This is a genomic window from Streptomyces sp. 2P-4 (genome assembly GCF_030167965.1).
Lineage (GTDB): Bacteria > Actinomycetota > Actinomycetes > Streptomycetales > Streptomycetaceae > Streptomyces > Streptomyces globosus_A.
The window spans coordinates 2,223,992-2,246,302 of record NZ_CP095011.1 but is presented as its reverse complement, the minus strand read 5'-3'; the positions used below and the strand labels follow the sequence as shown (position 1 = coordinate 2,246,302).

Genomic DNA, 22,311 nt, shown 5'->3' with positions numbered 1-22,311 from the left:
GACCCGTTCGGTTCCCGCCCCTGCGGTGCGCGCGCCGCGGCGGCGGCGCGCGCGGCTACTCGGTGCGCAGGCGGAACCAGTAGAAGCCGTGCCCGGCGAGGGTGAGGAGGTACGGCCACTCGCCGATCGGCGGGAAGCGCACGTCGCCGATGAGCTCGACCGGGACCCGCTTGTTGAACGACTGCAGGTCCAGCTCGGTGGGCTGGGCGAAGCGGGAGAAGTTGTGCACGCAGAGGACCAGGTCGTCCCCGTACTCGCGGAGGAACGCGAGGACCGCGGGGTTGGACGAGGGCAGCTCGGTGTACGAGCCGAGTCCGAAGGCGGGGTTGGCCTTGCGGATCTCGATCATCCGGCGGGTCCAGTGCAGCAGCGACGACGGGGAGGCCATCGCCGCCTCGACGTTGGTGACCTGGTAGCCGTGGACGGGGTCCATGATGACCGGCAGGTTCAGCCGCCCCGGGTCGCAGGAGGAGAAGCCGGCGTTGCGGTCGGGGGTCCACTGCATGGGGGTGCGGACCCCGTCGCGGTCGCCGAGCCAGATGTTGTCGCCCATGCCGATCTCGTCGCCGTAGTACAGCACCGGGGAGCCGGGCAGCGACAGCAGCAGGGCGGTGAACAGCTCCATCTGGTTGCGGTCGTTGTCGAGGAGGGGGGCGAGGCGGCGCCGGATGCCGATGTTGGCCCGCATCCGCGGGTCCTTGGCGTACTCGGCGTACATGTAGTCGCGCTCTTCGTCCGTGACCATTTCGAGGGTGAGCTCGTCGTGGTTGCGCAGGAAGATGCCCCACTGGCAGCGCTCCGGGATCGCCGGGGTCTTGGCCAGGATCTCCGAGACGGGGTAGCGGGACTCCCTGCGCACCGCCATGAAGATGCGCGGCATGACGGGGAAGTGGAAGGCCATGTGGCATTCGTCGCCGCCTGAGGAGAAGTCGCCGAAGTAGTCGACGACGTCCTCGGGCCACTGGTTGGCCTCGGCGAGGAGGACCGTGTCCGGGTAGTGGGCGTCGATCTCCGCACGGACCCGCTTGAGGAAGCTGTGGGTGCGGGGGAGGTTCTCGCAGTTGGTGCCCTCCTCCGCGAACAGGTAGGGCACGGCGTCGAGGCGGAAGCCGTCGATGCCGAGGTCCAGCCAGAAGCGCAGGGCGGAGATGATCTCCTCCTGGACCGCCGGGTTCTCGTAGTTGAGGTCCGGCTGGTGGGAGAAGAAGCGGTGCCAGTAGTACTGCTTGCGGATCGGGTCGTACGTCCAGTTCGAGGTCTCGGTGTCGATGAAGATGATCCGCGCGTCCTGGTACTGCTTGTCGTTGTCCGCCCACATGTAGTAGTCGCCGTAGGGCCCGTCCGGGTCCTTGCGGGACTGCTGGAACCACTCGTGCTGGTCGCTGGTGTGGTTCATGACGAAGTCGATGATCACCCGCATGCCCCGCTGGTGGGCGGCGTCCACGAACTCCACGAAGTCGGCGAGGTCGCCGAACTCGGGCAGGACGGAGGTGTAGTCGGAGACGTCGTAGCCGCCGTCGCGCAGGGGCGAGGCGAAGAAGGGCGGCAGCCACAGGCAGTCGACGCCGAGCCACTGGAGGTAGTCCAGCTTCGCTGTGAGCCCCTTCAGGTCCCCGACCCCGTCGCCGTTGCTGTCGTGGAAGGAGCGGACGAGGACCTCGTAGAAGACGGCCCGCTTGAACCAGTCGGGGTCGCGGTCCTTGGCCGGGGTGTCCTCGAACGTGTCGTGGACGGGATCGTTGATGATCATGTGGTGGGTGACCCTCCGGTGGGCGGGGACGGTCGCAGAGCGGTCAGCACGTGCGCGGGCGCGCGGCCCGGTTCCAGGCGCACGTAGTTCGCCCTGCCCCAGTGATAGGTCTCGCCGGTGAGCTCGTCGCGCACGGCGAGGGACCCGTGCCAGTCGAGGCCGAGTACCGGCATGTCCAACGAGACCGTCGCCTCCTGGGTGTGGTGCGGATCGAGGTTGACGACCACCAGTACGGAATTGGCGCCCGCGTGCTTCGAATAGGCGATCACCTGTTCGTTGTCGGTCGGATGGAAGTGGATGTCGCGCAGCTGCTGCAGCGCGGGGTTCTCCCGGCGGATCCGGTTGAGGGCGGTGATCAGGGGGGTGATGGTGCGGCCCTCGCGCTCGGCGGCCGCCCAGTCCCGCGGCCGCAGCTCGTACTTCTCCGAGTGCAGGTACTCCTCGCTGCCCTCGTGCAGCGGGGTGTTCTCGCACAGCTCGTAGCCGGCGTAGACGCCCCAGGTCGGCGAGAGCGTGGCGGCCAGGACGGCCCGCACCTCGAAGGCGGGGCGCCCGCCGTGCTGGAGGTAGGCGTGCAGGATGTCCGGGGTGTTCACGAAGAAGTTCGGGCGCAGGACGGACGCCCAGTGCGCCCCGGCCAGCTCGGTGACGTACTCGGTGAGCTCCGCCTTGGTGTTGCGCCAGGTGAAGTACGTGTACGACTGCTGGAAGCCGACGGCGGCGAGGGTGTGCACCATCGCGGGTCGGGTGAAGGCCTCCGCCAGGAAGATCACGTCCGGGTCGGTCCGGTTGACCGCCGCGATCACCTTCTGCCAGAAGACCACCGGCTTGGTGTGCGGGTTGTCGACGCGGAAGATGCGGACGCCGTGGTCCATCCAGTGCCGCAGGATGCGGACGGTCTCCTCGACGATGCCGGCCATGTCGGCGTCGAAGTGGACCGGGTAGATGTCCTGGTACTTCTTCGGCGGGTTCTCCGCGTACGCGATCGTCCCGTCGGGCCGGTGCCGGAACCACTCGGGGTGCTTCTCCACCCACGGGTGGTCGGGGGAGCACTGGAGGGCGAAGTCCAGCGCGATCTCCAGCCCGAGCTCGCCGGCCCGGGCGACGAACGCGTCGAAGTCCTCCAGGGTGCCCAGGTCGGGGTGGACCGCGTCGTGGCCGCCCTCGGGGGAGCCGATCGCCCACGGCACGCCCGGGTCGCGGCGGGTGGCCGAAAGCGTGTTGTCCGGCCCCTTGCGGAAGGTGGTGCCGATGGGGTGGATCGGCGGCAGGTAGACGACGTCGAAGCCCATGGCGGCGATGGCGGGCAGCCGTTCGGCGGCAGTACGGAAGGTGCCGCTCACCGGCGCGGCGCCGGGCTCGGTGACGGCCCCCTCGGACCGGGGGAACATCTCGTACCAGGAGCCGAAGAGGGCCCGCTTGCGCTCCACGAGCAGCGGCAGGGCCTTCGCGGAGCTGACGAGCTCCCGGTAGGGGCGCCGGGCGAGCGCGGCCTGCGCCAGCGGGTCGAGGGCGGCGGCGTACCGCTCGGCCGCCGGCCGGTCCTCGTCGCGCATGGCGGCCGCCGCGGCGAGCACGTCGGCCCGGCCGTCGCGCTTGGTGATCCTGGCGGCGGCGCGCTCGTACAGCTCGGCGCCCTCCAGCAGGGTCAGGCCGGGGTCGATCCCCGCCGGCACCTTGATCGCGGCGGCGGCCCGCCAGGTGGCCAGCGGATCGCTCCAGGCCTCGACGGTGTAGGTCCACCGCCCCTCGGTGTCGGCGGAGACCCGGGCACCCCAGCGGTCGGTGCCGGGGGCGAGTTCGCGCATCGCAACCGGCGGGCGCAGCCGCCCGCTGGGGTCGCGGAGCACGACGTGGGCGGCGACGGCGTCGTGGCCCTCGCGGAACACGGTGGCGGACACCTCGAAGACCTCGTCCACCACCGCCTTGGCAGGTCTGGCACCGCAGCCGACGGCGGGGCGGACGTCAAGGACGGGAATGCGACCGATCATGATGGGATCACCTGGGGGCAGTTCGCAGGGCTCGGTGACAACAGGCCGGTCGGGACGCCGACCGGTAGTGCACGCTCTGTTCGCTCTGTTTCTAGCCGTTCGGAAGACGGCTGCGCTGCGGGCATGGCCGCTCCTGTCCGCGTTCACTCGGGTGGCGGGGAAGGGCTGGGCGGGGGGTGCCGTGCAGGTACGCGGGGAGCCCTTCCCAGTCTCGCCCGGCCCAATCCGCACCTCCGGTCAACTACTCGTGCGTAGCGCGTAACGCCGGACCGACATGCTCCGGACCGGGAGGTGATGCTCCGTCAAGTCGTTTGGGGCCAGCGGTCGCGTCCCTCGGCACGCTTGCCACAACCGCCACTTGCGTGGTCTCCCGGACTGGTGCGAACCCGCCGAACCCGCCCATCCCGCAAGGGCGTGCGACGGCCGGAAACCTCCTCGACGGCGTCGATTTCCGGCCGTTGTGGACGAGCGCCGGACACCCGCCGCCGGAACCGGTGGCACGGACACCGCGCCTGCGCCCCTCGTGCGCCTCCAACTCGCCTTGACGGTACGGGATTTCACCGGCAGCGCAGCTCCGCACCGCCGGGCCGGGGGCGCCCTGGCCCGCCCGGACCGGCCGGAGGCCGCCGTACGCGGTCCGCCGGCGCCCCGGGAGACCTGCGGCGGCCCGCGGCGCGGGTCCCGCAGCGCCCGCGCAGGGGGCCGGCATGATCGCCCGGTCGGGGGAGCCCGGCACGGCCGCCGCCCACCCACCCGATCCGGTCACACCCCTGCGGCGCGCACCGGCGCCCGAGGCGCCCTCAGGCGGGGCCGGACCGGTTCGAGGAGTGCTTGCGGGGCGGTGGGGAGCCGCGGCGGCCCCGTGGCCGCCGGGGCCCGGCCCGGCTAGCCTTCCGGGGGTTGTTGCGCGGGCGCACAGCGTGGTGCGGCCGCTCCGGTCCGCACTCGCCTGCGAAGGTGGAACGCGTGAAGGCTATCCGTCGATTCACCGTACGCCCCGTCCTGCCCCCGCCGCTGCTGCCGCTCGCCGACCTCGCGCGCAACCTGCGCTGGTCGTGGCACACGGAGACCCGCGAACTCTTCCAATCCGTCGACCCCGAGGGCTGGCAGGCCGCGAGCGGCGACCCCGTCCGCCTGCTCGGCTCCGTCTCCGCCGCCCGCCTCGACGCCCTGGCGTCCGACCGCCGGTTCCTGCGCCGGCTCGCCGTCGCCGCCGCCGACCTCGACGACTACGTGCACGGCGCCCGCTGGTACCAGACCCACGAGGACGTCGCCGACCTCCCCGCCGCCATCGCCTACTTCTCACCCGAGTTCGGCATCACCGCCGCCCTGCCCCAGTACTCCGGCGGCCTCGGGATCCTCGCCGGCGACCACCTGAAGGCCGCCAGCGACCTCGGCGCCCCCCTCATCGGCGTCGGGCTCCTCTACCGGCACGGCTACTTCCGCCAGTCCCTCTCCCGCGACGGCTGGCAGCAGGAGCACTACCCGGTCCTCGACCCCAACGAGCTCCCGCTCTCCCTGCTGCGGGACGCCGACGGCGCCCCCGCGCGGGTCACCCTCTCCCTGCCGGGCGGCCGCGCCCTGCACGCCCACATCTGGCAGGCCCGCGTCGGCCGCGTCCCGCTGCTGCTCCTCGACTCCGACGTCGAGGACAACGACGCCGGCGCCCGGGAGGTGACCGACCGGCTCTACGGCGGCGGCAGCGACCACCGGCTGCTCCAGGAGATGCTGCTCGGCATCGGCGGCGTCCGCGCCGTCCGCACCTACTGCGCCCTCACCGGCCACCCCGAGCCCGAGGTCTTCCACACCAACGAGGGCCACGCCGGCTTCCTCGGCCTGGAGCGCATAAGGGAACTCGACGGGGCGCAGGACCTCGGCTTCGACGCCGCCCTGGAGGCGGTCCGCGCCGGCACGGTCTTCACCACCCACACCCCCGTCCCCGCCGGCATCGACCGCTTCGACCGGGCGCTGGTCGCCCGCCACTTCGGACCCGGCGGCGAGCTCGACGGCGTGCCCCTCGACCGGATCCTGGAGCTCGGCGCCGAGACCTACCCCGGCGGCGACCCCGGCGTCTTCAACATGGCCGTGATGGGCCTGCGCCTCGCCCAGCGCGCCAACGGCGTCTCCACCCTCCACGGCGCCGTCAGCCGGGGCATGTTCGCCGGGCTGTGGCCGGGATTCGACCCCGCGGACGTCCCCATCACCTCCGTGACCAACGGCGTGCACGCCCCGACGTGGGTGGCCCCCGAGGTCGTCCGGCTCGGCGCGCGGCAGATCGGCGCCGGCCGCACTGAGGACGCCCTGTCGGTCGGCGGCTCCCAGCGCTGGGACGCCGTCGCCGACATCCCCGACCAGGACATCTGGGAGCTGCGCCGGGGCCTGCGCGAGCAGCTGGTGCTGGAGGTGCGCGAGCGGCTGCGGGCCTCCTGGCGCCAGCGGGGCGCCGCCGAGGCCGAGCTCGGCTGGGTGGACTCCGTCCTCGATCCGGACGTCCTCACCATCGGCTTCGCCCGGCGCGTGCCCTCGTACAAGCGGCTCACGCTGATGCTGCGCGATCCCGAGCGGCTGCGCCGGCTGCTGCTGGACCCCGAGCGGCCGGTGCAGATCGTCGTCGCCGGCAAGGCGCACCCGGCCGACGACGGCGGCAAGCGGCTTGTGCAGGAGCTGGTGCGCTTCTCCGACGACCCGCGCGTGCGGCACCGCATCGTCTTCCTGCCCGACTACGGCATGGGCATGGCCCAGAAGCTGTACCCGGGCTGCGACGTGTGGCTGAACAACCCGCTGCGCCCGCTGGAGGCCTGCGGCACGAGCGGGATGAAGGCCGCGCTCAACGGCTGCCTCAACCTGTCCGTGCTCGACGGCTGGTGGGACGAGTGGTTCGAGCCCGACTTCGGCTGGGCGATCCCCACGGCCGACGTCGGCACGGACGAGGACCGGCGCGACGACCTGGAGGCGAAGGCCCTCTACGAGCTGGTCGAGCAGCGGGTCGCGCCCCGGTTCTACGACCGCGCCGACCGCAGCGGGCTGCCGGTGCGGTGGATCGAGATGGTCCGGCGCACCCTCGTCTCCCTCGGCCCCAAGGTGCTCGCGGGGCGGATGGTGCGCGAGTACGTGGAGCGGCTCTACGCGCCGGCGGCCCGCGCCCACCGGGCGATGAAGCAGGACGCCGCGCGGGACCTCGCCTGGTGGAAGGGCCGCGTCCGCGCGGCCTGGCCGCAGGTCGCCGTCGAGCACGTGGAGGCGCAGGCGGCGGCGCCCGTCGGCGGCACCGCCGAGCTGGGGGCGACCCTCACGCTGCGGGTGCGGGTGGCGCTCGACGCGCTCGCCCCCGAGGACGTCGAGGTACAGGCCGTCGCGGGCCGGGTGGACCCGCAGGACGTCATCCGCGACGGGCGGGCCTTCCCCCTCAAGCCGGCCGGCGGGCCCGACCTGGAAGGCCGCTGGGTGTACGAGGGGCCGCTCGCCCTGGACCGCACGGGGGCCTTCGGGTACACGGTGCGGATCCTGCCCTCGCACCCGCTGCTGGCCTCGCCGGCCGAACTGGGGCTGGTCGCGGCCCCGGCAGACGGCGACACGGCCGGGGAGGCGGGCCCGCAGGGCGGCGTCATCCTGCGATAGCGGCACAGCGCACAGCCGGGGCGGGCGGGGCGAGGGCCCTGCCCGCCCCTTCGCGCGCCGGGGGGCGGCCCGTACGGCGGCAGCGGGCGGCCCCGGGCGGGTGAACCTCCGAACGCGTGCGCAAGCCGCGCCGCCGCGGCGTGCGGGGCCGCTCCTACGCTGCCCGCTGGACGCCACCGCCGACCGCGCGTCCAGCGCCGACAGAACGGACACCGCCCCCATGCGCCTTCGCAGCACCGCCGCAGCCCTCCTCACCGCCCTCGCCCTCGCCGTCCCGGCGGGCACCGCGGCCGCCGACCAGCACGACAAGGACCTCGGCAGGCTGGACTACCTGATCGGTGGCGGACACGGCGGCGACGAGCACCGGTCCATCCGCCCCGCCGGCCTCGACACCTGCTACGAGCTGAACGGCACCTCGCACGACAAGCCCGCCACCGCCGTCAGCAACGGGACGGAGGGGCGGGCGTACCTCTTCCCGGACCGCGGCTGCAGCGGCCGGCCCGAGCGGATCCTGGAGCCGGGCGACCGGGTGTACGACGTGCACGTCCGCTCGGTGTTCTTCACGCCGGTCGACCGCCACGGCCACGACGAGGGCGGCCTCGGCGACGGCGGGTTCTCCGGCGACCGCGGCGACTTCGCCGGCGGGGAGGCCGGCCCGCAGGAGGCGCCGCCGGCCGGGCACGAGGCCGCGCAGGAGGACCGGCGCGCGCAGCGGTCCGGCGCCTTCGACGCGGTCTTCGCGGCCATCCCCTAGTGCTGCCGGCCCGGCCGCCGACGCGGGCATGGAACAGGGCCGTCCGGGAGGGTCTCCCCCCGGACGGCCCCGTGTCGTGTCAGCCGGTGTGCCCCATCCGCCCGCCCGGGGTCAGAAGGTCAGCTTCCAGCTGTTGATGTAGCCGGTGTCCCAGCTGGCGAGGTCCGCGACGCGGAGCTTCCAGACGCCGTTCGCGACCTCGGAGGAGGCGTTCACGGTGAAGGACTGGACGATGTTGTCCGCGCTGCCGCCGCTGCGGTTGCGCAGGTTGTAGACGGTGCCGTCGGGGGCGACCAGGTCGACCCGCAGGTCACCGACGTACGTGTGGACGATGTTGACGTCCACCTTCAGGGCGCTCGACGCGTTGCCGGAGCGGGTCACCGTGATCGGGGACTCGACCGTGGCGTTGTCCCGGATCTGGTAGTCGGCGGTGTTCTCGAAGACGTTCTGCTCGCCCGTGCCGACGGTCCAGGTGAAGGAGGCCGTACCCGACTTGTTGGCGGAGTCGGTCACCGTCACCGTCACGTTGGACGTGCCCGCGGTGGTCGCCGTGCCCGAGATCAGGCCCGTGGAGGAGTTGATCGACAGGCCGGCCGGCAGGCCGGTGGCGGAGTAGGCCAGCGCACCGGGGTTGGTGCTGGTCGCCTGGACCTGGAGGCTGACCGCGGTGCCCACGGCGGTGTTCTGGTTCGGGATCGCCGTGACCGTGACGCCGTCGCTGATGCGGGCGCCGACGTTGATGGCGGCCCAGGCGTTGGCCGTGTTGTTGTACGTGGCCGAGCCCTGGCCGTACAGGTCGGCGGCGGCCTGGAGGGTCGCCGTGCGGGCGGCCGCGTAGTTGGTGTTCGACTTGAAGTAGCCGACCGTCAGCGCGCGGAACCAGATCTTCGAGGCGGCGTCGCGCCCGATGGGCGTGACCGGGAGGTTGTCGTAGGTCGGCGAGTCGTAGCTCACGCCGTTGACGACCTTGGCGCCGGAGCCCTCGGAGGCCAGGTAGTACCAGTGGTTGGCCGGGCCCGAGGAGTAGTGGACGTCGATGTTGCCGAGGCCCGAGTACCAGTAGTCCTTGGAGGAGCCGTCCTTGCTCGGCTTGTCCATGTAGCGCAGCGGGGTGCCGTTGCCGCGGATGTCGATCTTCTCGCCGACCAGGTAGTCGCCGACGTCCTGCGGGTTGTCGGCGTAGAACTCGACGGCCGCCGCCATGATGTCGGAGGTCGCCTCGTTCAGGCCGCCGGGCTCGCCGCTGTAGGTCATGTTGCCGGTGACCGAGGTGAGGCCGTGGGTCATCTCGTGCGCGGCCACGTCGGTGGAGGTCAGCGGCTTGGCGTTGCCGTCGCCGTCGCCGTAGGTCATGCAGAAGCAGGAGTCCTGCCAGAACGCGTTCACGTAGTTGTTGCCGTAGTGGACGCGGCTGTAGGGGGCGACGCCGTCGTTGCGCAGGCCGTTGCGGCCGTGCACGTTCTTGAAGTAGTCCCACGTGACCGCGGCGCCGTAGTGGGCGTCCGCGCCGGCCGTCTCCAGGTTGGAGGGCGAGCCGTTGCCCCAGACGTCGTCCGGGCCGGAGAAGAGGGTGCCGGTGCCGGAGCTGCCGCGGTTGAGGTTGTACGTCTTGTGGCTGCCGCGGTTCGCGTCCGTCAGGGTGTAGTTGCTGCCGGACTGGCTCGTTCCGAGGGTGACCTGGCCGCTGTACATGGTGTTGCCGGTGCCGGTCTCGACGGCCTGCCACTCGGTGATCTTCGCGCCGGTCTTGGCGTCGGTGACCACGTGCAGCTCGTTCGGGGTGCCGTCGTGCTGGAGGCCGCCGACGACGGTCTCCCAGGCGAGGACGGGCGCGCCCTCGGCCGCCCAGATCACCTTGCGGGCGTTCTTGGCGGGCTTGGCGTCCTTCGACCCCGCCGAGTTGGCGGCGGACAGGGCCTGGCCCTCGGCGGCGGCCGGGGTGACCGCGGCGTCCGTGGTCGGCACCTTGATCTCGTGGTTCGTGGCCTTGGTGACGCTCTTGGTGGTGCCGTTCTTCGCGTGGACCGTCAGGTCGCCGCCGAGCACCGGCAGGCCCGCGTACGTCCGTTCGTACGTGGTGTGCGTGGTGCCGTCCGCGTCCTTGACGACGTCGCGGACGATGAGCTTCTCCTGGCCGCCGAGGCCCAGTGCCCTGGCCGCCTGGGCGGTGGCGGAGGTCGCCTCGGAGAGGAGCGTCGCACGCTCGGAGGGGCTGAGCTTGAGGGGCGCCGCGCCGGGGTTGGCCTTGGCGGCGGCGGGCGCCTTGGACGCAGCGCTGTCGGCGGTGGCGCTGCCGGCCTGGATGCCGACGGCGAGCATCGCGGCCGCGGCGACGAGTGCGCCGGCCGCGGTGGCGCGCCTGTGGGGGGTGGGACTCAACGCAGACTCCTTCTGCAAAGGGAATCCGGGCGGCTGGGTGGGCCGCCGGGCAGAACAGGGCTGGTGCGATGAACGGATCGAAGAGTGCCACCCGCGCGCGCCAATGTCAGGGTCGCGTCAAAAACTTGGCCGGAAAGGGTTCGTTGACCGAGGCGGCGTATCCGCTATCCGAACTCTTCGCCTTCGCGTGCGGAGTCGGGGCCCCAGAATATGGAACTTGGGGTACCGGTTGCTAACACTTGAGCAACAAGACCTCGCGTTCGGGCGATCGGCATATGTAGTAAGAGTGTTTGTCGTACTGTTTCCCGGTGCGCCAGTTGCCCGCCGCCAGGGGAAGCCGCGGGTACGCGCCACAGTCATAGACCGCGTGCCAGGGGGGCCCATGAGGCATGTCCATTTTCCTGCGCAAAGAGTAGCCGGAGCGGCGGCCGAGCTCCTTGCTGCGCCCGTGCGGCGTATCGGCGACAAGGCGCGCTGGTACCTGCCCGCCGCCCTGACCGCCGACTTCCTCGGAGCGGCCGTCCCGGTGGGGCTCGTCTTCGAGGCCGCACAGCAGGTCCGGCCCGTGTACTGCGCCCTCGGCGCGGCCCTCGCCTGGACCGGCGTGCAGGCGGTGCGCCGCCGGTACGCCACCCGCGCGCTCGGCGAGTCCCGCGGAGTGCTGCCGGTCGTCCACGACTGGCTGATTCTGATCGGCGTCCTGGCCGTGGCGCGCGTGGTCACCGGCGAAAGCACGCCGCGCCTCGCCGCCCTGGGCGCCCTGCTGCCGGCCCTCCTCATCACGGTCGCATGCCGCAAGCTGACCTACCGCCACCTCTCCGCGGCCCGCCGCGAGGCCCAGGCCGTCAGCCGCGTCCTCGTGATAGGGGAGCCGGCCGCCGCGGACTCCCTCACCGCGCACCTCGCCGCCCGCACCGACCACCCCTACGTCGTCGTCGGCGTCGTCCCCGTCGGCACCGGCCCGCTGGAGGGCGGCGTCCCCGTCGCCGCACGGCTGGACACCCTCGCCCCGGACGCCCCGGCCGCCGACTCCGAGGCCGTCCTCGACGCCGTCCGCAGCCACCACGCCGACCTCGTCCTCGTCGCGCCCGGCGCGCGGATCGCGGGGGAGCGGCTGCGCCGCATCGCGTGGGCGCTGCACGACGCGGGCCTCGAACTCGCCGTCTTCCCCGGCCTGGTGGAGGTCTCCGTCAAGCGGCTGGAGACCCTCTCCGCCGGCGGCCTCGCCGTGCTGCGCGTCGCCCCGCCCGTCGGCCGCGGCCTCCAGACCGCGCTCAAGGCCGCCCTGGACCGCATCGGCGCGGGAGTGGGACTGCTCCTGCTCTCCCCGCTGTTCCTCGCGATCGTCCTCGCGATCCGGCTCGGCTCCCGCGGCCCGGCCTTCTACCGCCAGCAGCGGATCGGACGCGACGGCGTCCCGTTCACGATGTGGAAGTTCCGCACGATGGTCGTCGACGCCGACCGCCTGAAGGGCGAGCTGGCGGGGGCCAACGAGAACGACGGCCTCATGTTCAAGATCCGCCGCGACCCCCGGGTGACCCGGGTCGGCCGCCTGCTGCGCCGCACGTCCCTGGACGAACTGCCCCAGCTGCTCAACGTGCTGGCCGGCCACATGTCGCTCGTCGGCCCGCGCCCGCCGCTGCCGGAGGAGGTGGCCCGCTACGACGAGGTCGAGCTGCGCCGCCTCACCGTGCGGCCGGGCATGACCGGGCTCTGGCAGATCAGCGGGCGGTCCGACCTGTCCTGGGACGAAACAATCCAGCTCGACCTGAGCTACGTCGACAACTGGTCCTTCACCAGCGACGTCGACGTCATGGGCCGTACGCTCCGCGCCGTCGTCGACGGCCGCGGAGCGTACTGAGGGGCCCTGCCGCGTGCGTTCAGCCCCGCGTTCCCGCTCCGCCCTGCTCCAGCCACCACCGGTAGGTGGAGGCGATGCCGTCGCGCAGCCCGATCTCCGGCTTCCAGCCGAGCGAGGTCAGGCGGGTGACGTCCAGGAGCTTGCGCGGGGTGCCGTCCGGCTTGGAGGTGTCCCAGGCGAGGCGGCCGCGGAAGCCGGTGACGTCGGCGACGGTCTCGGCGAGGGCCCGGATGGTGAGGTCCTCGCCGCAGCCGATGTTGACCGGCTCGTCCCCGTCGTAGCGCTCCAGCAGCACCGAGCAGGCCGCGGCCAGGTCGTCGACGTGGAGGAACTCGCGGCGCGGCGTGCCGCTGCCCCAGAGCACGACCTCCTCGCGGCCCTCGGCCGCCGCCTCGTGGAAGCGGCGGATGAGCGCGGGCAGCACGTGCGAGGTCTCCAGGTCGAAGTTGTCGCCCGGGCCGTAGAGGTTGGTGGGCATCGCGGAGACGTACGAGGCCCCGTACTGCCGGCGGTACGACTGCACCTGCACGATGCCGGCGATCTTCGCCAGCGCGTACGCCTCGTTGGTCGGCTCCAGCGGGCCGGTCAGCAGGGCGTCCTCGGTGATGGGCTGCGGCGCCAGCTTGGGGTAGATGCAGGACGAGCCGAGGAACAGCAGCCGGGGCACGCCGGCGGCGTGCGCGCCGCCGATGACGCTCAGCTGGATCCTGAGGTTGTCCTCCAGGAACTGCACCGGGTACGTGCTGTTGGCCATGATGCCGCCGACCTTGGCGGCGGCCAGCACCACGGCGTCGGGCCGGGTGTCGCGCAGGTACGCGGCGGTCGCGGCGGCGTCGCGCAGGTCGAGGTCGGCGCGGCTGCGGGTGAGCACCTCGTGTCCGTCTGCGGTCAGGCGGCGTGCGACGGCGGAGCCCACGAGGCCGCGGTGGCCCGCGACGAAGACGCGGGCGTTCGGCGGCAGGAGCGGCAGCGAACTTGTCATACCGCCGATGATGCCAGCCCGCCGGCGGCCGCCCGCACCGGTGTACGGTACGCATCCGGCCCTCCGGGCCGGGCCGCGGCGCCGGGCGGGGGTCCGGCGGGTGCTGCGTCCCCGCGGCCCGGCCGCGGCAGGCCGCCGGGCCGCCGGAACCGGGCCGCACCCACCGCATGACCAACCGGCAGGAACCTCCGCGGCCGCACGGCCGGGGCGGGCCGGCCCCGAGGCGCAAGCGCCTCCAGAACCACACACCGCAACGATCCCCAGGGGGGACCCCACATGGGCAAGACCGCGCTGATCACCGGAGTCACCGGGCAGGACGGCTCCTACCTCTCCGAGCTCCTGCTCTCCAAGGGCTACACGGTGCACGGGCTGGTGCGGCGGTCCTCCAGCTTCAACACCGAGCGGATCGACCACATCTACCAGGACCCGCACACCGCGAACCGGTCCTTCGTCCTGCACCACGCCGATCTGTCCGACGGCGTCGCGCTCGTGAACCTGCTGCGTGAGATACGGCCCGACGAGGTCTACAACCTCGGCGCCCAGTCCCATGTGCGGGTCTCCTTCGACGCCCCGCTCTACACGGGCGACGTGACCGGCCTCGGCGCGCTGCGGCTCCTGGAGGCGATCCGCGCGAGCGGCATCGACACCCGCATCTACCAGGCCTCGTCCTCGGAGATGTTCGGCTCCACCCCGCCGCCGCAGAACGAGGACACCCCGTTCCACCCGCGCAGCCCGTACGGCGCCGCCAAGGTGTTCGCTTACTGGACGACGGTGAACTACCGCGAGGCGTACGACATGTTCGCCGTGAACGGGATCCTCTTCAACCACGAGTCCCCGCGCCGCGGCGAGACCTTCGTGACCCGCAAGATCACCCGAGCCGTCGCCCGCATCAAGGCCGGCCTCCAGGAGCACCTGTACCTCGGGAACCTCGACGCCGTCCGCGACTGGGGCTACGCGCCGGAGTACGTCGACGCCATGTGGCGGATGCTCCAGCAGGACGAGCCGACCGACTACGTCGTCGCCACGGGCGTGGCCGCCACGGTGCGCGAGTTCGTCGAGTCCTCCTTCGCCCACGCGGGCCTCGACTGGACCGAGCACGTGCGCTACGACGCCAAGTACGAGCGCCCGAGCGAGGTCGACGCGCTGATCGGCGACTCGTCCAAGGCCCAGGAGCTGCTTGGCTGGAAGCCGTCGGTCCTGGTCGCGGAGCTGGCACAGATCATGGTCGACGCGGACATCCGCCTCGTCGAGGACCAGCTGGCCGGTGCAACGGTCCGTATCGACCGCTGAGGCCTTATATTTCCCCTACGATTTGCCGTGTACGGACATCGCCGCAGGCATCTGCGGCGGTGACCGGACATACCTGCCGTACGTCCGCAATGCGCCCGCCCTGCTGAACCAGGTTGGTCCCAACCCGGTATGGAATCGGTCAAGGGGGGTGACGGGGTTCCGTTTGCGCCCTAGTCTGCGCCCGTACATACGGCTGTTCGTATAGTTCCAGCCATCAGAACCGGGCGATACGCCCTGGGGGGCTCATGCGTAGATCCAGAGGGCTGACTGCTGCCCTCGTCCTGTCACTGGCCGGTGCCGGCACCGGGATAGGCCTGGTGCTCATGCCCCAGGCGTCCGCCATCACGGCGCCCGTGGCGTTCACCGCCGACAGCCTGCCGACGTGGCAGCCCAACGGCATCGTCTGGGCGATGGCCGAGGCGAACGGCACCGTCTTCGCCGGCGGAACCTTCTCGGCGGTCCGCCCGCCGGCCGGCGCCTCCGGAGCCGAAGAGGAAGCCGTCAACTTCGTCGCGCTCGACGCCGCGACGGGCAAGCCGACCGCGTGCAAGCTCGCCTTCACCGTCGGCGAGGGCACCGCCACCGTCCGCGCGCTGACGGTCTCGAACGACAAGAAGACCCTGTACGCGGGCGGCTACTTCGGCGCCGTCAACGGCACCCCGGTCTCCAGCCTCGCGGCGATCGACATCGAGAGCTGCACCCCCAAGGCCGCCTTCCACCCCGGCTTCCCCGCCACCGTGCGGGCGCTCGCCGCCACCGGGGACACCCTCTACGCGGCCGGCGACTTCAACTCCGTCGAGGGCCAGACCCGCGAGCGGTTCGCCGCGGTCGACGCCGGCACGGGTGCGCTGAAGCCCTTCACCGCCAACGCCGACGAGCCGGGCCGCGCCGTCGCGGTCACCCCGGACGGCAAGCACGTCCTGCTGGGCGGCGACTTCTTCACCGTCAACGGCACCGACTCGCACGCGCTCGCCGTGGTCGACGCGGCCACCGGCAAGCTCGCCAAGACCTACGACAACATCCCGTGGAACTCGGTCGTCAAGTCGATCGCCACCGACGAGACCGGCTTCTACACCGGCAACGAGGGCTCCGGCGGCGGCGTCTTCGACGGCCGCATCGGCCTGCGCCTGAGCGACTTCGGCGAGAAGTGGCGCGACCGCTGCCTCGGCGCCACCCAGTGGGTCCTGCCCTACGAGGGCGTGCTCTACAGCTCCTCGCACGCCCACGACTGCTCCACCGAGCTGGAGTACCCCGACGGCCGCCGCCGCCACCTGCTGGCCCAGCCGACCGACCACGAAGGCGCCGCCCCCGCGCCCGTCGACGGCTTCGTGCGCGGCCCCCGCAAGCTCGGCTGGTTCCCCGACACCAACGACGGCCTCGGCGAGGGCATCGGCCCGCGCGTCATGGCCGTGTCGGAGAAGGACGGCAAGAAGTTCATGTGGGTCGGCGGCGAGTTCACCACCGTCAACGGCCGCGAGCAGCAGAGCCTGACCCGCTTCGCCTCCACCGGCGACGTCGGCGCCCCGACCACCCCGGTCGCCAGCGCCGACAGCGTCAAGCCCGGCGAGGTCCAGGTCCGCTGGCGCACCAGCTACGACGCGGACGACAGCAAGCTGACGTACCGCATCTACCGCAACGGCTCCGGCACGCCGATCCACACCATGACCGCCGACTCCCTGGAGTTCGAGCGGCCCCAGGCCTCCTGGAACGACACCACCGCCAAGGCCGGCCAGAGCTACACCTACCGGATCACTGCCACCGACGCCGCCGGCAACACCAGCGCCCTGTCGGCCAAGGCCTCGGTGACCGTCCCGACCTCCGTCCAGGCGTACCCGAACCAGGTCCGCGCCGACGGCGCCCAGCTGTACTGGCGCTACGACGACACCGTCAGCCCCTACGTGGCCGACTCCTCGGACGGCGGCAACACCAGCGGCATCCAGGTCAACGCCCCGTCGCTGCGCCAGACGCCCGGCGCGGTCACCGGGTCCAGCACCGCGATGGGCTTCAACGGCACCAGCCAGAAGCTCCACAGCGACCGCCGCCAGACGGTCGGCAGCAGCTACAGCGTCGAGACGTGGTTCAAGACGGACACCTGGCGCGGCGGGAAGCTCGTCGGCTTCGGCAACAACACCACCCGCACCAGCAGCTCGCACGACAAGCACATCTACATGACCAACACCGGCCGCCTGGTGTTCGGCGTGTACAACGGCTCGACCCAGACCATCAGCACCGGCCTGTTCGACACGTACAACGACAACAAGTGGCACCACGTGGTCGCCACCCAGGGCCCCTCGGGCATGGCGCTGTACGTGGACGGCCAGCTCAAGGGCACGCTGAACGTCACCACCTCCGCGAACTTCGCGGGCTACTGGCACGTCGGCGGGGACAACCTCTCCGGCTGGCCGTCGCGCCCCACGAGCAGGTTCTTCGCCGGCCAGCTCGACGAGACGGCCGTCTACGGCAAGGTCCTCACCGCCGCCCAGGTCAAGAACCACTTCGACCTGGCGAAGGCCCCCTCCGACACGGTCTCCAAGGTCACCGCGACCGAGGACACCTACGTCAACCAGGGCGCCCCGAGCGCGGCCAACGGCGCGTCCACCTCGCTCGCCGTCCGCGGCAGCCTGGCCTACGAGACGTACCTGCGCTTCAACCTGCCGGCCGCGCCGGCCGGGCAGGTGCTGAAGTCGGCCATGCTCCAGGTCAAGACGACGACGCAGTCGGGCGCCGGCACCGCCGACACCGTCTCCGTGGTCCCGGTCACCGGCACCTGGAGCGGCGCGACCACCTCCTACACCAGCAAGCCGGCCCTCGGCACGACGCCGCTCGGCACCTTCGCGGCCATCCCGGACGGCTCGGCCCTGCACAGCGCCAAGCTGGACACGGCCGCGGTCTCGGCGCTGCTCGGCGGCAGCCACAGCCTCGCCCTGACCAGCACGGGCGCCGACGCGCTGTGGCTGTGGTCGAAGGAGTCGACGGCTGCGGACGCAGCTCCCCAGCTGGTCCTCACCTTCGGCCCGAAGTAACCGGAGGGTGCGGGGCCCGGCCGTTCCGGCGCCGGGCCCCGCACGCCTGCCGCACCCGAACCAACCGGCACGCACGGGAGCCCCACCGATGTACCGACGCTCCACCGCGGCTGCGCTCCTGATGGCCGCAGCCCTCACCCTGACCGCCTGCAGCTCGGACGGCGACGGCAAGGCCGGCGAGGCCGAGGCCAAGCCGCCGGCCGCCTCCCCGGTCCCGGACCCGGCGGACTCCGCCGCCCCGTCGGCCGCGCCCGACGCCAAGCCCACCGGGCCCGTCCTCCCGGACGCGAAGCTCACCCCGAAGACGGGCAGCTTCAAGCCCAACGAGAAGGCGTACCTGAGCGGCCGGGTCCCCGAGAAGATGGACCCGGCGGCCGTCCTCCAGAGCGGCCAGGAGGCCTGCCAGCGGGTGGAGCGCACGGCCAAGCGGGACAAGGACGCGGCGACCGGCGCAGTGATCTCCGGGGAGATCCCCGGCGCGAAGGACGCGATCCCGCACCTGTGCCCGGCGCAGAAGCCGATCCTGGACGCCGCCGCCAAGGGCTTCGGCGACGGCACCCGGCCCGCCCCGGCACCCGGAACCTACCGGGCGCTGACCCAGAACACGGCCTGCACCTGGGAGGCCAAGGGCAAGGACGGCTCCGTCCTGGCCTCGGGCCCGGAGTCGGCCCCGAAGCCGGGCGACAAGATCACGGCGACGGTCCCGGCGGGCGCGGCGGAGTTCAGCTCCGTCAACTGCTCCGCCTGGATCCCGGCCTGACGCCTCTTCTCCGACGGCGCCCCCGCACCCCCGCACGGGGAGGCGGGGGCGCCGCCGTGTTGTGCCCCCGCGGCGGTCAGGCCTCCGGGAGCCAGGCCGCGCGGTCCGTGCCCCAGCGGGACGGCCCGGCCGGCCAGTCGCCCGGACCCACCGCGAGCGGGGGAGCCGCGTACCGCAGCCGTCCGTAGCCCGAGCCGCCCTCGCGCAGCCGGGCCTGCGCACCGGCCCCCGCCGCCCCGTCAGCCCCGGCCGCCCCGCCGGGTGCCGGGCGCGGGTCCCGCGGGACCTCCCGCACCAGCCACGACGCGGTTCCCGCCAGGGAGAACCGCAGCACCCGCCCGCCGCCCCCGGCCAGGGCCCGCAGCACCCCGGCGGCCAGCAGGTAGCCGGTCCCGTGGTCCAGCGCCTGCGCGGGCAGCACCCCGGGCACCCCGTCCGGGCCGGCCTCCGCCGCAGCGATCCCGTACCCGGCCTGCACCAGCGAGTCGAAGCCCCGCCGGCCCGCCCACGGACCGTCCCAGCCCCACGCGCACACCTGAGCGAGGACCAGACCGGGCCGCGCCGCGGCCAGCTCCCCGGCGCCCAGGCCGAACCGGTCCAGCGCCCCCGGCCGGTAGCCGGACACCACCACGTCGGCCTGCGCCAGCAGCCCGTCGAACACCGCCCGGTCGGCCCGGTCCGCGAGGTCGAGGACCGCCGAGCGCTTGCCGAAGCCCGTGTCGGCGTACGTGTCGTCCGCCTCGGGCATCCCGGGCGGGTCCACGCGCAACACGTCCGCGCCGAGCAGGCCGAGCGTGCGGGTGGCCACCGGCCCCGCGATGACCCGCGTCAGGTCCAGCACCCGCACCCCGGACGCGGGCAGCGGGCCCGGCCCGAGCTCCCGCCCGCGGCCCCCCGTCTCCCGTACGGCGGCGAGCGGCTGCGGCGCGCCGAAGGAGTCGGCCACGGCCACGGCCAGGCCGCCCGCCGCGTACACCGCCTCCTGCACGTCGGCCGCCCGGCGCCCCGCCAGCTCGGCCCGCAGCCGCTCCGGCGTCAGCGGCCCGGCGCCCAGGCCGCGTTCCAGGGCCGCCCGGTGGTGCGGATAGTTCGCGTGGGTGCGCACCCACCCGTCGGCGGCGCGCCAGAAGCCGGACAGCGGCGCGAACGACACCGGCGCCCGCCCCTCCACCCGCAGGAGCCGCTCGCTGAGGAAGGCCGCCGAGACGGCCCCCTCGTCGACCGCGATCTCCGCCCCGTCCGCCGCATCCCCCGCCGGCCGCCCGGACCGTACGGCGGCCAGCTCGGCCGCGGCCAGCGAGCACACCCCGACCGTCGCCCGCGCCAGCTCCCGCACCGGCAGCCGCGCCGCGCCCAGCGCCCCGCCCCCGCGGTACACCACCCGCCGGGCCGCCCCGTCCGGCCCGCCCAGCGCCGCCCATGCCTGCCGCGTGGCCCCGTCCGCTTCCCCGTTGATCTTCATGGGGCCATTCTGGGCGAGCACCGCGGCAGGGAGAACACCCGTCAGCCGTAGGCGATGACACGGCCCCGGCGCAGGGCGTGCTCGGCGGCCCCCAGGTACAGCGCGGTGTAGTACGCCGCGTCGGGCACCTCCTGCCACGGGCCGGGGTGCGCGGCCGCGGCCCGTCCGGCCGCCGGACCGGCGAACCAGCCGGTGAGGGCGAGGGGCCCGCCGTCCCGCGGTACGCAGTCGGGCAGCTCCAGTACGTCCGCCAGCCGCCGGGCGGCCCCGGCGGCGCGGTGCGCGCTGCGGATCCGCGCCCCGCCCCCGCCGGGCTCCGCCGGCACGGACAGTTCGATCACCCCGTCGAAATCGGCCGGGACGAGCAGCTCCCAGTCCAACAGGGCGTCGTGGAGGCGGGACCCGTCCGGCTGCGCCCGGCACAGCGCCTCGAGCGCGCCGTAGGGCCGGTCCGCCTGCTCCGCGAAGCCGCCGGCCCGCCCGCCGCGCGCCGCACGGCGCCCGCGCAGCCCCAGCCGGCCGAGCAGCCCGGGCCTGCGGCCCGGCTCCGCCGCGGACGTCCCCGGCCGCGCGGGGCCCGGCGCCGGGAAGCGGCCGAGCCCGCGCCGCTCCAGTTCCCCGCTCAGGGCGGCGAGGACCGGACCGCGGATCTCGGAGTCCGCCCAGTCCTCGTCCGCCACGCTCACCACGTAGATGCCCACGGGCGCGGGCGGTCAGCGGTCCAGGGCCGCCCGGTACACGGGCAGCAGGGTGTCCAGGACGGCGTCCATCGAGAAGGACTCCGCGGCCAGGGCGCGGGCGGCCTGCGAGGCGGCGGCGCCCGCCGCCGGGTCCAGCAGTTCCCGCACGGCCGCGGCGACGCCCGCCGGGCCGGGCTCCACGGCCCGGCCTGCGCCCGCCCCGGCGACGTCCTTGGCGAGCCCGTTGGAGTGGGTGACGACCGCGGGCACGCCCACCGCGAGGGCCTCCAGCACGGACATCGGGAACGGCTCGTCCACCGACGGCAGCACGTACACGTGCGCGCGGCGCAGCTCGGCGAGCACCTCGGCCGACGACAGGGCCCCGGGCACGGTGAACCGGTCCGCCAGGCCCAGCTCGGCGATCCGGGCCAGCACCGCGGCCCGCTCGCCCTCGTCCGGGCCGGCCACCACGAACTCGGCGTCCGGGTGCGCCGCCAGCACGGCCGGGGCCGCGTCCACGAAGTCGACCGGGCGCTTGCGGGCCTGGAGCCGCGCCGAGTACAGGATGCGCGGCGGCCCCTGCGGGGCGGGGCGCGCCTCCTGCGCCGGGGTGCCGTTGACCAGCCGGACGGCCTGCGGAAGGGGGCCGCCCACGACCGCGTCCAGCCCCTCCCGCTCGTACGGGGTGAGGTACAGCACCGCGTCCGCGCCGCGCAGCACCCGGCGCACGGCCAGCGCGTCCAGCACCTTCGCCAGCAGCCTGCCGCTCGGGTCGACCATGCCGTGCGTCTGGAGCACCAGCGGCCGCCCGGCGCGCAGCGCCGCGAGCGCCACCGGCAGCGTCACCAGGTCGCGCGCCAGGTGGACGTGGACGACGTCGGCGTCGCGCACGAGCCGCCCGGCGGAGGCGAGCAGGGCCGGGGAGGTCATGCCGCTGAAGCCGAGGGGGAGGATCCGGCGGGCCGGGAACAGCTTCGCGGGAATCCCCTCGACCTCGGTCGGCCAGGGTTCGCCGAAGCCCTCGCCGAGGGCGAGGAGGGCCGCCTCATGGCCGCGCTCCCGCAGCCCCCCGGCCAGGTTGAGGGCGACCCGCACGGGGCCGCCGAAGGCGTGCGTGGGGGAGTGCAGGGTGACGGCGTGCAGGACTCTCACTTGGGCTCCTCGACCGGGCGGCGGCGCCCGTCCATCGTCTGCAGGGTCAGGGCGGGGAGGTCCTTGTGGACGACCGAGCCGGCGCCCGCGACCGCGCACCGGCCCACGGTGACCCCGGCCAGCACCGTCGCCCGCACCGCGACCCACGCCCCGTCCTCGACGGTGATCGGCGCGTTGCGGTAGGGGAAGTCGGCCGCCCGGTGGTCGTGGGAGCCGGTGCAGAGCATGGCCTCCTGCGAGATGCACACGTTCGACCCGATGGCCACCGGCTCCAGGTTCAGCAGCCAGGCGCCCTCGCCGATCCACGTGTGGTCGCCGACGGAGAGCTTCCACGGCCACAGCACGCGCACCCGGTGCCGGATCAGGACGCCCTCGCCGATCCGGGCGCCGAAGGCCCGCAGCAGGGCCACCCGCAGCCGGGCCGGGCAGAACCACGCCATGAACACCGTGTTCATCACGGCGAACCAGAGGGCCTGCACGAGCAGGCCGCGCCCCTTGTCGTACCCGGCCAGCGTGAAGGAAGGAAGATCACGCAACGGTCGCACCTCATCGTTCTCCCCGGTGTCCCCGGGGCCCCCACGGGGCCGCGCCTCCCCTGGCGCCGCCCGC

The 22,311-nt window shown here is 73.5% G+C and carries 14 protein-coding genes; 6 read left to right on the top strand and 8 right to left on the bottom strand.

The annotated features are described in order from the left end of the window. Positions 1-55: 55 nt before the first annotated feature. Together treS and MUK52_RS09350 are read right to left on the bottom strand one after the other, a co-directional pair. Positions 56-1,750 carry a maltose alpha-D-glucosyltransferase gene (gene treS, locus MUK52_RS09355; protein ID WP_114054243.1) on the bottom strand — a complete coding sequence of 565 codons (1,695 nt, stop codon included), beginning with the start codon at positions 1,748-1,750 and terminating at the stop codon, positions 56-58. After that, complete coding sequence (locus tag MUK52_RS09350) at positions 1,747-3,741, bottom strand: alpha-1,4-glucan--maltose-1-phosphate maltosyltransferase (RefSeq protein ID WP_284575549.1); 1,995 nt, start codon at positions 3,739-3,741, stop codon at positions 1,747-1,749. Before MUK52_RS09350 ends, treS begins: the two co-directional genes overlap by 4 nt. Positions 3,742-4,707: 966 nt before the next feature. Here MUK52_RS09350 and glgP point away from each other — a divergent pair. Beyond that, positions 4,708-7,359, top strand: a complete 2,652-nt coding sequence (glgP, locus tag MUK52_RS09345; protein ID WP_284575548.1) for an alpha-glucan family phosphorylase — start codon at positions 4,708-4,710, stop codon at positions 7,357-7,359. 220 nt (positions 7,360-7,579) lie between these two features. After that, positions 7,580-8,113: a hypothetical protein gene (locus tag MUK52_RS09340; RefSeq protein WP_114054246.1), complete on the top strand. Its 534-nt coding sequence runs from the start codon at positions 7,580-7,582 to the stop codon at positions 8,111-8,113. 111 nt (positions 8,114-8,224) lie between these two features. Here MUK52_RS09340 and MUK52_RS09335 read toward each other — a convergent pair whose 3' ends face one another. Then, positions 8,225-10,492, bottom strand: coding sequence for a M4 family metallopeptidase (locus MUK52_RS09335; protein WP_114054247.1), 2,268 nt, complete (start codon positions 10,490-10,492; stop codon positions 8,225-8,227). A gap of 382 nt (positions 10,493-10,874) precedes the next feature. Here MUK52_RS09335 and MUK52_RS09330 point away from each other — a divergent pair, with 382 nt between their 5' ends. Continuing rightward, positions 10,875-12,353 carry a sugar transferase gene (locus MUK52_RS09330; protein WP_114054248.1) on the top strand — a complete coding sequence of 493 codons (1,479 nt, stop codon included), beginning with the start codon at positions 10,875-10,877 and terminating at the stop codon, positions 12,351-12,353. A 19-nt stretch (positions 12,354-12,372) separates the two neighbouring features. Here the strand turns inward: MUK52_RS09330 and MUK52_RS09325 are convergent, their stop codons facing one another. Next, on the bottom strand, positions 12,373-13,335 hold the full coding sequence (locus MUK52_RS09325) for a GDP-L-fucose synthase family protein (RefSeq protein ID WP_284575546.1): 963 nt from the start codon (positions 13,333-13,335) through the stop codon (positions 12,373-12,375). A 276-nt stretch (positions 13,336-13,611) separates the two neighbouring features. Between MUK52_RS09325 and gmd the strand changes: the two genes are divergently transcribed. From gmd to MUK52_RS09310, 3 genes are all read left to right on the top strand, one after another. Then, on the top strand, positions 13,612-14,625 hold the full coding sequence (gmd, locus tag MUK52_RS09320; protein WP_114054250.1) for a GDP-mannose 4,6-dehydratase: 1,014 nt from the start codon (positions 13,612-13,614) through the stop codon (positions 14,623-14,625). Between the two features lie 245 nt (positions 14,626-14,870). Further along, complete coding sequence (locus MUK52_RS09315; protein ID WP_284575542.1) at positions 14,871-17,648, top strand: LamG-like jellyroll fold domain-containing protein; 2,778 nt, start codon at positions 14,871-14,873, stop codon at positions 17,646-17,648. 88 nt (positions 17,649-17,736) lie between these two features. Continuing rightward, the gene (locus MUK52_RS09310) at positions 17,737-18,408 is read left to right on the top strand and encodes a hypothetical protein (protein ID WP_284575540.1); all 672 of its coding nucleotides are present in this window, start codon (positions 17,737-17,739) and stop codon (positions 18,406-18,408) included. Positions 18,409-18,484: 76 nt separating this feature from the next. Here the strand turns inward: MUK52_RS09310 and MUK52_RS09305 are convergent, their stop codons facing one another. Genes MUK52_RS09305 through MUK52_RS09290 form a run of 4 tightly spaced genes read right to left on the bottom strand, consistent with a single transcriptional unit; the run spans position 18,485 to position 22,238 of the window. Beyond that, positions 18,485-19,870 carry a CoA transferase gene (locus MUK52_RS09305; RefSeq protein ID WP_284575538.1) on the bottom strand — a complete coding sequence of 462 codons (1,386 nt, stop codon included), beginning with the start codon at positions 19,868-19,870 and terminating at the stop codon, positions 18,485-18,487. 41 nt (positions 19,871-19,911) lie between these two features. Next, positions 19,912-20,571: a hypothetical protein gene (locus MUK52_RS09300; protein ID WP_284575537.1), complete on the bottom strand. Its 660-nt coding sequence runs from the start codon at positions 20,569-20,571 to the stop codon at positions 19,912-19,914. A 12-nt stretch (positions 20,572-20,583) separates the two neighbouring features. Next, positions 20,584-21,702 carry a glycosyltransferase gene (locus MUK52_RS09295; RefSeq protein ID WP_284575535.1) on the bottom strand — a complete coding sequence of 373 codons (1,119 nt, stop codon included), beginning with the start codon at positions 21,700-21,702 and terminating at the stop codon, positions 20,584-20,586. Next, positions 21,699-22,238, bottom strand: coding sequence for a WcaF family extracellular polysaccharide biosynthesis acetyltransferase (locus MUK52_RS09290; protein ID WP_284575534.1), 540 nt, complete (start codon positions 22,236-22,238; stop codon positions 21,699-21,701). Before MUK52_RS09290 ends, MUK52_RS09295 begins: the two co-directional genes overlap by 4 nt. Positions 22,239-22,311 lie beyond the last annotated feature (73 nt).